Genomic DNA, 14,591 nt, shown 5'->3' on the forward strand with positions numbered 1-14,591 from the left:
AATGATGGCTTTAATCTAAGCCAGTTTTCTTAAAGTTAAAATTTGCTCAGCTCGTCCAAAAGGTCCGTTCAGATCATGAAGAATAGATGAAGTTAACCCGATACCGTCATCACCATATTGTTGCACTGTTTCCAGACCTAGCCACTTACCTATTGGCATACGATAGAGATGTATCTGTAAATCTAAATTCGGGAAAGTATAGTTAAACGGCCAACCTTGTCGTGTGACAATTCCATTCGCTGTATCGACCATTCCCATCAACTTCACAAAGTCTGAATGTATTTGTCCTTCAACCATGTCATAAGGATTGGTTAGCCATACAATTCCCTTGCCTGCCCGTCGATCTAAACGACGTGCCTCAAGTGATTGAATATAGCCTCCAGGCCAGTTTCTAATTTCTTCCCATAAGATCCCCTCGTCAGGATCAGCAACTTTTTGATCTTCTAATCCTGCGACTGCCTGAGTATCACTCATCATCATTCGCCAAGTACGTGCCTGAATGCAGCTTTTACCATGTGCAGACATGGTCGACTCGATCAATTCAATGGTTTTTCCAGGTCGAATAATTCGAGTTTCAATTTGAAACTCCCCAGCGGGTATCAGGCCCAAAATATCTAAACTTATACGTCCAATCCGTAGGTCAGACCGAGCAGAAAAGTGATCCAACTCTGCACAAATAATCCCTGTTGCGGGCGCCATATGCTGTTCGTGCGCATTCCATGCGCCTTGAGCATGTATAGTCGACTTATACTTAGCCAGTACTGATCCATCATCACACACTTTTCGTTCTAAAAGCTGATAATACGAACTCATCCAATTCTTCCCTGTTTTATGATTATGTGAAATATATTGGTTTATTTTTATACATAAAAAGTTGTATTTACAATAACAGTGACTGAACCCGAAAGTTCAGTGCAGACTGAATCCAATCATTTTGAGTAATCTCGCGCCCCAAATAAGGCCGTCCCTATGCGAACCATAGTCGATCCAGCGCTAATCGCATCTTGTAAATCACCCGACATTCCCATACTCAAGGTATCCCAATCAGAAGGATGTGCATGATGCTCTTTCATCTGATCAAAAAGTGTCTTGGCATCATAGAGTGCATCTACATTGCCAGGCGCTGGAATGACCATTAATCCTCGTAATCGAAGTCGAGGTAATATGCTCATTTGAGCAACCAGATCTTCGACCTCTGAAACTGCACAACCATCTTTGCTTTCTTGAGCATCAATATTCACTTGAAGACAAATATTGATAGGCTCCTGTTCGATTGTGCGTTGATTAGAGAGTCGCTCTGCGATAATAAAGCGATCAACCCCATGCACCCATGCAAATTGTTCAGCCAACTGTTTGGTTTTATTGCGTTGTACATGACCAATAAAATGCCATTCGATGTCTAAATCATTCAGCGCTTTGATTTTATCTAATGCTTCTTGCAGGTAATTCTCACCAAATGCTCGTTGACCAGTCTGATACATTTCTCTCAAAATATCTGCTGGATGCGTTTTGGAAACAGCAAGGAGTTTAACCTCGTTAGATTGTCGTTGAGCAACTTCACAGGCTTGTTCAATTTGTCGAATAACACTATTTCTCGCTTGCTCTAGACTCATCATGTATAGCTATCTCAGTTAATTTATCTTTTTTTACTTTCTTGCACGCTAACTGTTGGTTAAGCTGTAGGAAAGCCTTATTATTCTATCAAAATAATTACGATTTTAATGCGTTCGGGGAATTTATGGATATTACAGAATTACTGGCATTTTCAGTGAAAAACGGGGCGTCTGACTTGCACCTTTCTGCAGGAATGCCACCGATGATTCGTGTTGATGGTGAAGTTCGTCGTATTAACTTACCAGCCTTAGAACACAAAGAAGTACACCGCTTAATCTACGACATCATGAATGATAAACAACGTCGCGATTATGAAGAAAAATTAGAAACCGATTTCTCATTTGAAGTACCCGGTGTAGCACGCTTCCGTGTCAACGCATTCAACCAAAATCGTGGCGCTGGCGCGGTATTCCGTACCATTCCTTCTCAAGTGATTTCTATGGAAGACTTGGGCATGGGGCAAATTTTCAAAGACATTTGCGCCTATCCACGAGGAATTGTTTTAGTCACAGGACCAACGGGTTCAGGTAAATCGACTACGCTTGCGGCGATGATGGATTACATTAACGACAACCGTTACGACCATATTTTAACCGTCGAAGATCCAATTGAATTCGTGCACCAATCCAAAAAGTGTTTGATTAACCAGCGTGAAGTGCATCGTGACACACACGGTTTTAATGAGGCGCTACGCTCTGCACTGCGTGAAGATCCAGATATTATTCTCGTCGGTGAAATGCGTGACCTCGAAACCATTCGACTTGCACTCACTGCTGCGGAAACTGGTCACTTGGTGTTTGGAACACTGCATACCACATCTGCCGCAAAAACAATTGACCGTATTATCGACGTGTTTCCTGCCGATGAGAAAGACATGGTTCGTGCCATGCTTTCTGAATCGCTTCAAGCCGTCATCTCTCAAACACTTTTGAAGAAAACAGGTGGCGGTCGGGTAGCTGCTCACGAAATTATGATTGGAATTCCAGCGATTCGAAATCTCATCCGTGAGAACAAAGTTGCACAAATGTATTCTGCAATACAAACCGGTGCAAATTATGGCATGACCACTCTCGATCAAAGTCTCAAAAATCTTGTCGCGAAAGGCATTATTACCCCGCAAGTTGCACGTACTGCGGCTAAACAACCAGAATCATTTTTATAAAAAAGTGAACGTCATTTGATTTAGGGGAATCAAAATGGATTTTAATGACCTGCTCGACATGATGATTGCGCGCAAGGCTTCAGATTTATTTATCAGTGCAGATATTGAACCATCAATGAAAATTAATGGTGAAATTGTGCCTGTAGTTAAAACAAAACTCACTGGTGAAATCATAGGTCAATTGATTCACTCGATTATGAGTGAAAGACAACGAATTGAATTTGCTGCAACACACGAATGTAATTTTGCTATTGCCAATCGTGATAAAACTGCACGTTTTCGTGTCAGTGCTTTTCAGCAACGTGATCAACCTGGCATGGTCTTACGTCGGATTGAAACTGTCATTCCAAGTATTGATGAGCTGAAACTACCACCCGTACTTAAAGATTTAGCAATGACTAAGCGCGGGATCATCTTATTTGTAGGTGCTACTGGTACAGGTAAATCGACTTCGCTTGCAGCAATGATCGGTCATCGTAATCAAAATTCTAAAGGTCATATCATTACCATTGAAGACCCAATCGAATTTATTCATCAACATCAAGGCTGTATCATTACTCAACGTGAAGTTGGCATTGATACAGACTCCTTTGAAATTGCACTGAAAAACACACTCCGCCAAGCACCTGATGTCATTCTTATTGGTGAAATTCGCTCACGTGAAACCATGAACTATGCGATTAGTTTTGCTGAAACAGGACATTTAGTATTTGCGACCTTACATGCCAATAATGCCAACCAAGCCTTAGATCGTATTATTCATTTCTTTGAGACAGATCGTCACAGCCAACTGTTTATGGACCTCTCACTGAACTTGAAGGCGATCATTGCACAACAGTTAATTGCGACTCCTGATAAAAAATCACGTCATCCTGCAATTGAAATCTTAATCAATTCTCCACTGATTTCAGACTTAGTGCGTAAAGGCGAAGTTCATGAAATTAAGGAAGTCATGAAGCGTTCCCGTGAAATTGGAATGCAGACGTTTGATCAAGCGCTATTTGACTTATATAAAGCTGAGAAAATCACTTATGACGAAGCATTACGTCATGCTGACTCTGCCAACGATTTACGCTTACAAATCAAACTCTCTGAAGAAGATCCAAACTATCTGTTGAATTCTGGCCCCCGCCTCACTTTTGATGGTCAAGATGATTAATCAATAGTGAATAAAAAAGGAGCAATCATTGCTCCTTTTTTAATGCAATCAAGATTTATTTTTTACGGTATGCTTCTTGGCATTCAGGCGCATCGCAATAACCATATAAATTCAAAGAGTGACCTGTTAAAACAAAACCAAGTTGTTCAGCAACATTATGTTGTTCTTGTTCAATCAAATCATTGTGGAATTCAACAACTTTGTTGCAGTTCTGGCAGACCATATGATCGTGGTGATCATCTTGCATGATTTCGAATACAGAGTGATTATTCTCGAAATGATGACGTTGGATAATACCAGCAGCTTCAAACTGAGTTAACACACGATATACAGTTGCTAGACCGACATCTTCGCCCTGCTCAAGTAAGGTCTTATAGATATCTTCCGCGCTCAAATGATGCTGTCTTGAATTTTCTAATAATTCCAAAATCTTGATTCGTGGAAGGGTAACTTTAAGTCCAGCTTTGCGTAAATCTTGATTTGAAATAGGCATATAAAAAGGTCTCTCAACAAATTTTAAGTTGGAATATGCAACAGAGTTGAGATGCAGTATGATCTATCCTTGGATCAATTGCATCATAATTAATTTGGGATAGTGTAGCAAAATGCAAAAAATCATGCTGACGTTATTCGTCGCTTCTTTACTGGGTGGTTGTTCTGTCTTTGGTGTATACAAAGTTGATATTCCTCAAGGAACACCATTAACCCAAGCGCAAGCTTCAAAAATTCAAGTCGGGATGACTTACCAACAAGTTCGTTTTTTACTTGGTAGCCCAACCATTTCAGATCCTTTGAATCCTTTACGTTGGGATTACATCTACAATTATACCCCAGGTACATATGCTAAAAAAGCAAATATTCCTGCAACTCAAGGTCAGCATCTAAAAGTATATTTCGATGGTTCTGGCGTCGTGAATAAAATCGAAGGTTTAGAAACTATCCCAGAAACTCAACCTGGTTTACCAGGTTCGAAAGATGCGATTTTGAACGCGCCACCACTATAAAGAATTAGACATAAAAGAAAACCCCTCAAAGAGGGGTTTTTCATATCATTTCAATTGTTTAAAGCGATTGCCACGACAATAGCGCCCAACTGGATTCGCTGCCGCTCGCTTACGGCGTATATCTTTTGGATTAATCGTTAATGCCCGATAGATTTCCACCCGATCACCTGCTTGCAAAACATGCGATTGATCTTGTACTTTCGTCCCAAAAATTCCAACAGCATACTCGTCTGGCAACTGCGTACACAACGCGATACCACTTTGTGTAATAGCATCCGCAACAGACATGCCTTCCACAAATTCAAGTTCAATGTGAAACTGCTGGTCTACAGCAGCATAAGCAACCCAAACTTTTGCATTTTGGATCATGGTAACAATTGACCTAAGTAAGAAATCATTGCAGCCACAATTGCTAAAGGTGTCACAATACGTACAGCCACACGCCAGATATTATAAAAAGCTTCATTACTAAAATTCAGCGCTTTACGTAAATGACTAATTTTCATGATCCAACCCACGAAAATTGCATAGATTAAACAAATGCTTAATCCCCAAAGCATTAAAATCGGAGTTAAAAATAGATCGGCTGCAGGGAATACCCAAATTAAAAGTGGTGCAAGCAATAAAAAATATTGCACCGCTTGTGCTAATCCACGATGTGCGAGTTGTTCCTTCCCAAGTTGCAGGAGTAAAGCTACTGCAAATATTGTCGCGATTAAAACGATATATGCTGGAATTGCAGCACTAATTGCAAAATATCCAAATCCAGCCACAGCCACCAGTTGCGCTAGCCAAATCGGTAAAGTTTTTGGCGTTGCAGCATCTTGTTTCTCTTGATTGAGATTTGTCTGCCAATATAATCCAAGCCCGAGACCTGAAGCTACTAAAGCGAGAATAGTTGCATTACCCCACTCTTTAAACTCAACAGGAGTCAGCTGCCAATCATTGACTTGGACACCAAAAACCTGAGCCGCGATTAAACTTGCAATCGTTGCAATCGCAGTAAGTACAACCAATACAGAACGTTGAAGAAATGATAAACCAAATGCAATGAATGCTGCGATACCCATCAAAATATTTGAACCAATACCAAAATCATTTTGTTGTGCTACAGCATTAGAAGTATTAAGTAATATACCGCCTGCTAAGAATGGAATAAAAATAACAGCAAGCCAGCCCACTACTCTCCAACGTTGGTTTGCATCGGCTTCACGGGTCAATTTTGATAATGCGTTCAGCGCTGAAGTTTGAGCTCGTTTCGCCAATCCAATTTCTAAATAAATAATTGGCAACGCTAAAAACAACATCGTTGCAAACCAAAGTAACCAAAAATCGAGTTGTCGATCAATTTGCAAGCCTAAGCTTGGTGCCAGACCCACAATAATGATAAATGATAAACAAAATGCCATCAGCGGCGATAACCATCGTGACATAGCGGTGTCCTGCATGAGGTATTCCATTAAAAAGTTTTACGCTATTTTGCCTAGCTCAATCATTAAAATCAAAGTCTGGCGTTAAAAAAGTAAGTGTAGATCTTAGCCACTTCAAATTAAATTTTTAATATTGATCCGCGCGAGTAACACGCTTCAAGCTTGGGTCACGGGCTTCTCTGACCAATCGCTCAACGTGAGTTATGGTACGTAATGTTGGCTTACCATCCTGAAATAAAATCATTTCGCCGGGCGTATATGCAAACCAAGCTTCATTATCTGTTAATGGTTCTGTCGTAATCACAGCCACACGATCTTCAGGTGTCGTGACCTGACTAAAATCGACTTCAACATCAATATCAATTAATCGTGCAGGTTGAAATGGATATTCGCGAACAATCCAGTGTAATTTTGTGGTCGCATAACTATACAAAGCCTGTCCATTTGATAAACAAAAATTGAATGTCCCATGCTCTGCTATTGTTGGTGAAATTTCTTCTAATGCATGAAATACATCGTGGACACTTGGCTCTACATAACCAAACTTTTGTACGAGATGTTCTAATAAATAGCAAAATGCAAGCTCACTATCTGTATTACCTACTGGTGTGAACTGTCCCGACAACCTTGGATGAAAATTATGCAGATCGCCATTATGCGCGAAAATCCATTGTCTCCCCCACAATTCACGAATAAATGGATGAGAATTTTCTAAAGTAATTTTTCCCTGTGTTGCTTTACGAATATGGGCAATGACATTACGCGATTTAATCGGGTAATTACGAACGAATTCTGCAATTGGAGACTCGACTGCAGATTGGTTATCAACAAATAAGCGACATGCCTTATCCTCAAAGAAAGCGATGCCAAAACCATCTGAGTGATCTGACGTTATTCCAGCACGCTGAGAAAAACCACGAAAAGAAAACGTAATATCCGTAGGGGTGGCACAATTCATTCCAAGTAGTTGGCACATAATCTTTCATTTTTCTTTAGTTATCAGTTTTATTGTGCATCAGCCTTATAGATGTTGCAAATATGAATATGGCAATTGAATATGTTTTATGCTGGATATATGGGACATAAAACGATTATTCTTATCAAACAAAAAAAGCCACCGAAGTGACTTTTTATTATGTGATTATGAATTAGTGCGCCGACTTAGAACGATTGGTAATCAATGTTCCAACACCGTGATCCGTAAAAATTTCCAACAAAGTCGCATGTGGAACACGACCATCCACAATATGCGCGCTCACTACACCACCTTTCACCGCATCAAGCGCACATCCCACTTTCGGAATCATACCGCCGTAGATCACACCTGTATCGATCAAGCGATCGACTTCTTGTGTTGTTAGTCCAGTGAGTAGGTTTTTATTCTCATCCAATACACCACTGATATTCGTAAGAAGAATTAACTTTTCTGCACCCAAAGCTTCAGCAACTTTACCAGCAACTAAATCTGCATTGATATTGTAAGTATTACCTTCCTCATCAACACCAAGTGGAGCAATCACTGGAATAAAATCACTTTGAGTGAACATTTCCAGAACGTCAGTTTTTACACCGACCACTTCACCCACTAACCCAAGATCAATTTGTTGAACAGATCCATCCTCTTGGGTTTTTTCCATCAACAACTTTTGAGCACGAATTAAGTTACCGTCTTTACCCGTTAATCCAATTGCACGACCACCATGTTGATTGATCAAATTCACAATAGACTTATTTACACTTCCGCCCAACACCATTTCTACAACTTCCATAGTTGCAGGATCAGTTACACGCATTCCATCAATACGGTCTGATTCACGCCCAAGTTGTTTCAAAAATGAATCGACTTGAGGACCACCACCATGAACCACAATCGGATTAAGACCAACTGTTTTCAATAGCACGATATCACGGGCAAACGAACTTTCTAATGCAGGATCAGTCATTGCATTGCCGCCATATTTCACTACAAGTGTTTTACCTGTAAATCTTTGGATGTATGGCAAAGCTTCTGTCAAAATTTGAGCTTTGTCGATGCCAGTTTGTTGGTGTGGCATTCGCCTCTCCTTCATTCCTACATTAGTGTGCATTCAAAATACTTTAGTGTGCATTCAAAATACTTTGAGCAAGCACAGGATATTTTTCATTTAAAATTTTTACAAAATGCTGGCGAATTTCATAAAGTTTCGATGGGCTATCTGCATCAAACCGTACCGTGAAGTATTCACCAGTATTTGATGCTCGCATAATGCCAAATCCGTAGTCAAAATCAAGGCGAATACCATCGATTTTACTCATTTTAGCCCCAGTACTTTTACAATTCTGCTCTATCAAGGCTAGGACGTCTTGCGGATTTGCATCTTGCGTTTCAATATAGGTATCTTCAGTACCAAAGCGATCTGGGAATTGAGCGAGATATTCAGATAGCGTGATATTAAGTTGACTCAATGACTCCATGACCCGTAATGCTGCATAGATACCATCATCGTAACCAAAACCACGACCATCATTGAAGACATAATGACCCGCATATTCTCCCCCAAAAACAGCTCGACCTTTGGATTGGGAAATATAACGGCGCATGAAACTGCTGCCAGTACGAATCATTTTTGCGATGCCTTGTAATTGTTCAATGGTTTTTGACACCATCGTTGAACATTTTACGTCATAAACAATTTCATGATGCGGATGCTGAGCTAAACACAATGATGCGAATAATGCTAACAAGCGATCAGCAGACACAATGTGAGCATTCTCATCCAAAATGACGGCACGATCACCATCACCATCAAGAGCAATCCCCAAATCCGCCTGATGCAACAAAATTTTTTCTTTTAGCTGCGTCAAATGCTTCGCTTGAGAAGGGTCTGGAGGATGATCAGGAAACTCTCCATTTTCACGACAACGTATTGAAATGACTTCACATCCCATTTTTTGTAGTACTAAATCAGCACAACGCCCAGCGGCACCATGCATACCATCTAATACAACCTTGAGTGGACGCTTTAATTGAATATCCTTGAGCAAAGCATGCTGATAAGCCAAGCAATACTCTGATTTAATCTGATGTGTCAGTTGAGGTGGCGTTGGAAAGTGATCATGTTGAAAATAGAAACATTCTGCATACTCCCCAACATTTTGAATCATGTCTGGACAAGGCGGTTCGTATTCAATAATCCATTTAATCCCATTATCATGTTTAGGATTATGACTCGCGGTCACCATGATGCCATTTCCATTTTTATGTCGAGCAGCAAAATACATTTGTGGGGTTGAACAACATCCAATGTTTTCGACATTCATCCCTTGGTTTTTGAAGACTGATTCAATAATCCAAGCAAAAGTAGGCCCAGTCAATCGAGCATCGTAACCTAGCACAATACTTTTCTGGCCACGTGATTGATACTGAGCAGCGAGCCCATGCGCAATCGCATAAATTGTTCTTGTATCCAATTGACTGACTTTTCCGCGAATATCATAAGCGCGGAAAATTTGTCTTGGAAAAATAAGTGGTTGGGTATTCATTCTTAATTAACACCGTTGACTGCTGAGACAGAACAGCGTGATGAGAGTTGATCCAAATAAATTTTGAATATATTGAGTAATAGAAAATATCGTTATTCTTTATATAACGTGTACCAATTTCAATTTATATAATCTTTGTTAATATTTTGCAACATATAAATAAAAGCCTGATTTTACAGGCTTTTATCCAAAATACTATTGTTTTCCAGTGTGTCCGAATCCACCAGCTCCTCGCTCACTTGCTTTGAATTCGTCAACTAAATCAAATTCAGCTTGTAAAACAGGAACCAATACGTATTGAGCCAATCGCTCACCCGGCTCTAATGTAAATGCATTTTGACTGCGGTTCCAAACTGAAACCATTAATTCACCTTGATAATCTGAATCAATTAGACCGACGAGATTTCCTAATACAATCCCGTGTTTATGACCTAAGCCAGAACGAGGCAAAATCAAACCCGCATAACTTGGGTCTTCGATATAAATTGCCATACCTGTTTTAACTAAAACAGTCTGACCAGGCTCAATAGTGATCGCTTCATCTACACATGCACGTAAATCTAAACCTGCCGATCCTGTTGTTGCATAAGTAGGTAATGGCCATTCTTGACCAAGTCGTTGGTCGAGTACTTTCACTTGAACTTTCATATTCAATCCTGTTTTAAAATGTAATTAACGTTTGAGTAAAGCTTTCAGATTTTGCAGATAATGCTGTGCCTGTAATTTTGGATCGATATTTTCAGCCAATTTCTTTTTTCGACCTAGCCAATCGACTTCATCTTGTGGCAATTCATCCAAGAAGCGACTTGGTGTCATTTGTTTCATCTGACCGCCATTTTTACGCTGTTCTGCAAGCGTCAAAGTCAGACCTTGTTTGGCACGGGTAATACCAACGTACATCAGTCGACGTTCTTCTTCGATGGTATCAGCCACAATTGAATTCTTGTGCGGAAGCAACTCTTCCTCAAGCCCCATAATATAAACGAATGGGAATTCCAGGCCTTTAGAAGCATGCAAAGTCAGTAAGTTTACTTTATCGATATCTTCATCTTCTTGCTGTTGCTCCAACATATCCAGCAACACCATCTTACGAATGACACTTTCGATATTTTTTTCATCGACATCTTCAGCACGATTGATCAAACTTTGAATACTGCTATAAAGCACTTCAATATTGTCAATTTTAGTTTTTTCTTGTGCTGGCGTCGCTGCCGTTTCTTTGATGTAGTCGATATATCCTGCCTCAACCATCATTTGGCGGACTTTAGGCACAGGTTCATCATCATCTAACAGTTCACGCGTAAAACCTTCGATAAAATCAGCAAACTCAGCCAATTGAGATGTCGCCTTCTTCGGTAATACCATACTTAGGCGCTGATCATTCGCGGCACCTAGTAGAGAAAGATTATTCTCTTGCGCAAATAAACCTAGTTTTTCTAAAGTCACAGGTCCTATGGCGCGTTTAGGTGTGTTGATAATCCGTAAGAAAGCACTGTCATCTTCAGGATTAATAATGAGACGTAGATAGCTCATAATATCCTTGATTTCAGCACGACCAAAGAACGACTGACCACCAGAAAGTTTGTAAGGAATCTGCATCTGACGAAGTTGTGTTTCTAAAACACGTGCTTGGAAGTTTCCACGGTATAACACGGCGTAATCTTTCCAATTTTTGCCATTCATCAATTTATGAGTCAGCAAATCTTTAACAACACGTTCCGCTTCATCATCATCATTACGACAAGTAATAATACGGATCACCTCACCATGTCCTTTATCACTCCACAATTTTTTATCAAAAATATGTGGATTATTCTCAATCACATGGTTTGCAGCTTTTAAAATACGACTGGTTGAACGATAGTTTTGCTCAAGCTTAATGACTTTTAAATTGGGGAAATCTTCCTTCAATAAGGCCATATTTTCTGGCTTTGCCCCCCGCCAAGCATAAATTGATTGGTCATCATCCCCTACAGCCGTAAATTGTCCCATGACACCAACAAGCAGTTTGACCAAGATATATTGGGCGGTATTGGTATCCTGATATTCATCAACCAATAAATAACGTACACGGTTTTGCCATTTATCACGGACTTCAACATTTTCTTGAAGAAGGCGTGTCGGCATTACGATTAAATCGTCAAAATCGACCGCATTATAGGCACGTAAATTACGCTCATAAAGTTGATAGAGATGCGCAAATTGAACATCTTCAGCCGTTTCACAAGTCGTATGTGCTTGCTCAGGCAAAATTAGATCGTTTTTCCAATCTGAGATCATCTTCATCGCTTTTGCGATCAGCTCTTTACTTTCTGCACCAGACAAATTATCTCGGTGCATTAAATCCATTAAAATACGCTTACAGTCATCAGCATCTAAAATGGAAAAGTTTGCTTTAAGTGGCGTATGTTTTAATTCTAGTCTTAATAAATTCAAACCAAAGGTGTGAAAGGTAGAAACAGATAAACCCTTTCCATCCTCTTTACCAAGCAATTTACCGACACGCTCTTTCATCTCTCGTGCAGCTTTGTTGGTAAAAGTCATCGCAGTAATACGATGTGCTGGTATACCGCATTTTTTGACTAAATATGCAATTTTCTGTGTGATTACAGAGGTCTTACCTGAGCCTGCCCCAGCAAGTACTAACAAGGGTCCTTGAGTGTATTTCATGGCTTCAAGTTGCTTGTCGTTCAAATGACTGGCTGATGACATATTCTTTCCTCTTTTCCTTCAGCGCTCGATTATAGTCATCTGCTTCGAATATGACTAACGTTAAATTTAATGAAGGTATATTTGAATAAATTTCAGACATAAAAAAACCACCCGAAGGTGGCTTTTTTCAGATCATGTATTATTGAACTGCGTAAACAGCAATCTCTACACGACGGTTTTGTTCTTTACCTGCTGCAGTTGTGTTATCAGCAATTGGATTTGAAGAACCTAAACCTTGAGCATTAATACGTGCTGTAGAAACACCCTTAGATGCTAAATAGCTAGCGACAGATTGAGCACGTGCTTGTGACAATGGGATGTTAATCGCATCATTACCTGAACTATCAGTATAACCAGTTACAAGGATACCGCTCTTGTTGTCTTCAGTTAAAACTTGTGCAACACGGTTTAAAGTGTCATAGAAGTTTGGCTTGATATTTGATTTATTTGTATCAAACGTGATAGCACCTGGCATTACTAAGTTAATAGAGCCATCTGGATTACGGTTTACATCAATACCTGTACCAGCAGTTGCTTGGCGTAATTTTTTCTCTTTATTGTCGAGATATACGCCTGCAGCACCACCTAATACAGCACCAATCGCTGCTGCACGGTTATTTTGACGGCTAGTGTTCGCATTACCTTTAGAAACACCGTAACCAGCTGCTGCACCAATTAAAGCACCCAATGCAGTTTTGTCATACTCGACGCCACCAATATTGTTACCAGTTGTTTGACAACCAGAAAGTACCATTGCCCCAACCACTGCAGCTGAAATAGCTAATGCACGCATGGGATGACTCCTTTTATATGTTTTTGTATGTGATGAATAATGATTTGTTAGAAACAATTTAACCATTACTATTTTGTTAATAATAAACAGTTTATTAACAATATGTAATCTTTTGTAGCATCTTTCGTTAATGCTTCATCATATTTTATACATAGTTAAGAAAACGGGCTTTGTGATTTGAGCGACTCGATTTATAGTGTTTTAAAAATTTCAATCACATGCAATCACTTTTTAGGACTGTGCAATGGCAGCAGAGAAGCAGAAACAACCTATTTTAAAAAAAATTTCTAAGGGTTTAACCGTAGGTTCTGTGATCACAGGAAGTACATTTTTTCGTGGCCCACCTATTCTTGCATTAGGTTTGACTAAACTCGTAAAAAAATCATCAAAAATCGATGAAACCAATATCAATATCGCCAATGGTTGGATTGGTACGAATAACTGGCTCATTGAAAAAGTTCTCCCTGAGCTTAAATGGCACATCACGATTGATGAAGATCTAGATCTCAATCTACAAGGTCGTTACATCATGACCTGTAATCACCAAAGCTGGGTGGATACAACTGTTACTCAATATTTTGGTCTTAAACGTATGCCGCTCACACGTTTTTTTACGAAATGGGAACTCATTTTTATTCCTTTTGTTGGGCAAGCATTCAAGATCCTTGGTTTTCCTATGATGAAACGTCATACCAAAGCGCAAATCGAAAAAAATCCTGCGCTGAAATATCGTGATATGGAAGAAGCGCGTAAATCGTGTGAACAACTGCTCAGCCAACCTTTTACCTTATTAAATTATTTAGAAGGTACACGCTATACCCCTGAAAAACACGCCCAACAAAAATCTCCGTATAAAAATTTACTTAGGCCCAAAGCAGGTGGTTTAGCACTTGCCCTAAACATTCTAGGAAGTGAAATTGATGCGCTAGTCGATATGACCATTGTCTATCCAGATGGTGTGCCAGGTTATGGAGATTTTTGGTTAGGAGAAGTTTCTCAAATCGCCGTGAATTTAAGAAAAATTGAAATTCCTGCTTGGGTGCATGGCGGCAATTATGAGGATGATGCCGACTATCGCGCTCGTTTCCAAAAATGGGTTGATGAGCTTTGGACAGAAAAAGATCAGTTAATTACACAGTTAAAACAACAGCTTCAAACTGAATCTGTAAATTAAGCTGTCCTCAGAATGTATTGC

General features: G+C 39.7%; 15 protein-coding genes. 4 read left to right on the top strand and 11 right to left on the bottom strand.

Going from position 1 to position 14,591, the window contains the following annotated elements:
- Positions 1–15 precede the first annotated feature (15 nt).
- Together AC1M9E_RS10735 and AC1M9E_RS10740 are read right to left on the bottom strand one after the other, a co-directional pair.
- Positions 16–813: a thioesterase family protein gene (locus AC1M9E_RS10735; RefSeq protein WP_180028750.1), complete on the bottom strand. Its 798-nt coding sequence runs from the start codon at positions 811–813 to the stop codon at positions 16–18.
- Positions 814–929: 116 nt separating this feature from the next.
- A complete protein-coding gene (locus AC1M9E_RS10740) occupies positions 930–1,616 on the bottom strand; it encodes a YggS family pyridoxal phosphate-dependent enzyme (RefSeq protein ID WP_180028751.1) in 687 nt (228 codons plus the stop codon).
- Positions 1,617–1,738: 122 nt separating this feature from the next.
- On the opposite strand from AC1M9E_RS10740, the gene AC1M9E_RS10745 reads away from it, so the two are divergent.
- Together AC1M9E_RS10745 and AC1M9E_RS10750 are read left to right on the top strand one after the other, a co-directional pair.
- Positions 1,739–2,776, top strand: coding sequence for a type IV pilus twitching motility protein PilT (locus AC1M9E_RS10745; protein ID WP_092768204.1), 1,038 nt, complete (start codon positions 1,739–1,741; stop codon positions 2,774–2,776).
- A 34-nt stretch (positions 2,777–2,810) separates the two neighbouring features.
- Positions 2,811–3,935 (top strand): PilT/PilU family type 4a pilus ATPase, encoded by a 1,125-nt coding sequence (locus AC1M9E_RS10750; RefSeq protein WP_481587875.1) that lies wholly within the window; start codon positions 2,811–2,813, stop codon positions 3,933–3,935.
- Positions 3,936–3,990: 55 nt separating this feature from the next.
- On the opposite strand, the gene fur is transcribed toward AC1M9E_RS10750, so the two are convergent.
- Positions 3,991–4,428 carry a ferric iron uptake transcriptional regulator gene (gene fur, locus AC1M9E_RS10755; protein ID WP_035267453.1) on the bottom strand — a complete coding sequence of 146 codons (438 nt, stop codon included), beginning with the start codon at positions 4,426–4,428 and terminating at the stop codon, positions 3,991–3,993.
- 112 nt (positions 4,429–4,540) lie between these two features.
- Here fur and AC1M9E_RS10760 point away from each other — a divergent pair, with 112 nt between their 5' ends.
- On the top strand, positions 4,541–4,939 hold the full coding sequence (locus AC1M9E_RS10760; RefSeq protein ID WP_092768200.1) for an outer membrane protein assembly factor BamE: 399 nt from the start codon (positions 4,541–4,543) through the stop codon (positions 4,937–4,939).
- A gap of 45 nt (positions 4,940–4,984) precedes the next feature.
- Here the strand turns inward: AC1M9E_RS10760 and AC1M9E_RS10765 are convergent, their stop codons facing one another.
- From AC1M9E_RS10765 to AC1M9E_RS10800, 8 genes are all read right to left on the bottom strand, one after another.
- Positions 4,985–5,308, bottom strand: a complete 324-nt coding sequence (locus AC1M9E_RS10765; RefSeq protein ID WP_481608019.1) for an RnfH family protein — start codon at positions 5,306–5,308, stop codon at positions 4,985–4,987.
- Positions 5,305–6,387: a hypothetical protein gene (locus AC1M9E_RS10770; RefSeq protein ID WP_481596562.1), complete on the bottom strand. Its 1,083-nt coding sequence runs from the start codon at positions 6,385–6,387 to the stop codon at positions 5,305–5,307. Before AC1M9E_RS10770 ends, AC1M9E_RS10765 begins: the two co-directional genes overlap by 4 nt.
- A gap of 109 nt (positions 6,388–6,496) precedes the next feature.
- Entirely contained in the window at positions 6,497–7,345 is an 849-nt protein-coding gene (locus tag AC1M9E_RS10775; protein WP_035267429.1) for a class II glutamine amidotransferase, read from the bottom strand.
- A gap of 172 nt (positions 7,346–7,517) precedes the next feature.
- Complete coding sequence (gene argB, locus AC1M9E_RS10780; RefSeq protein WP_035267425.1) at positions 7,518–8,423, bottom strand: acetylglutamate kinase; 906 nt, start codon at positions 8,421–8,423, stop codon at positions 7,518–7,520.
- Positions 8,424–8,466: 43 nt separating this feature from the next.
- On the bottom strand, positions 8,467–9,891 hold the full coding sequence (locus tag AC1M9E_RS10785; protein WP_488224778.1) for a phosphomannomutase/phosphoglucomutase: 1,425 nt from the start codon (positions 9,889–9,891) through the stop codon (positions 8,467–8,469).
- Between the two features lie 195 nt (positions 9,892–10,086).
- A complete protein-coding gene (dut, locus tag AC1M9E_RS10790; RefSeq protein ID WP_035267418.1) occupies positions 10,087–10,539 on the bottom strand; it encodes a dUTP diphosphatase in 453 nt (150 codons plus the stop codon).
- Positions 10,540–10,563: 24 nt separating this feature from the next.
- A complete protein-coding gene (locus AC1M9E_RS10795; protein WP_488224779.1) occupies positions 10,564–12,603 on the bottom strand; it encodes a UvrD-helicase domain-containing protein in 2,040 nt (679 codons plus the stop codon).
- A 139-nt stretch (positions 12,604–12,742) separates the two neighbouring features.
- Positions 12,743–13,396, bottom strand: coding sequence for a YiaD family glycine zipper/OmpA-like lipoprotein (locus tag AC1M9E_RS10800; RefSeq protein WP_092768184.1), 654 nt, complete (start codon positions 13,394–13,396; stop codon positions 12,743–12,745).
- Between the two features lie 244 nt (positions 13,397–13,640).
- On the opposite strand from AC1M9E_RS10800, the gene yihG reads away from it, so the two are divergent.
- Positions 13,641–14,570, top strand: coding sequence for a 1-acylglycerol-3-phosphate O-acyltransferase, YihG family (yihG, locus tag AC1M9E_RS10805; RefSeq protein WP_481591899.1), 930 nt, complete (start codon positions 13,641–13,643; stop codon positions 14,568–14,570).
- Positions 14,571–14,591 lie beyond the last annotated feature (21 nt).

This window comes from Acinetobacter sp. 24-47-47 (assembly GCF_057737035.1).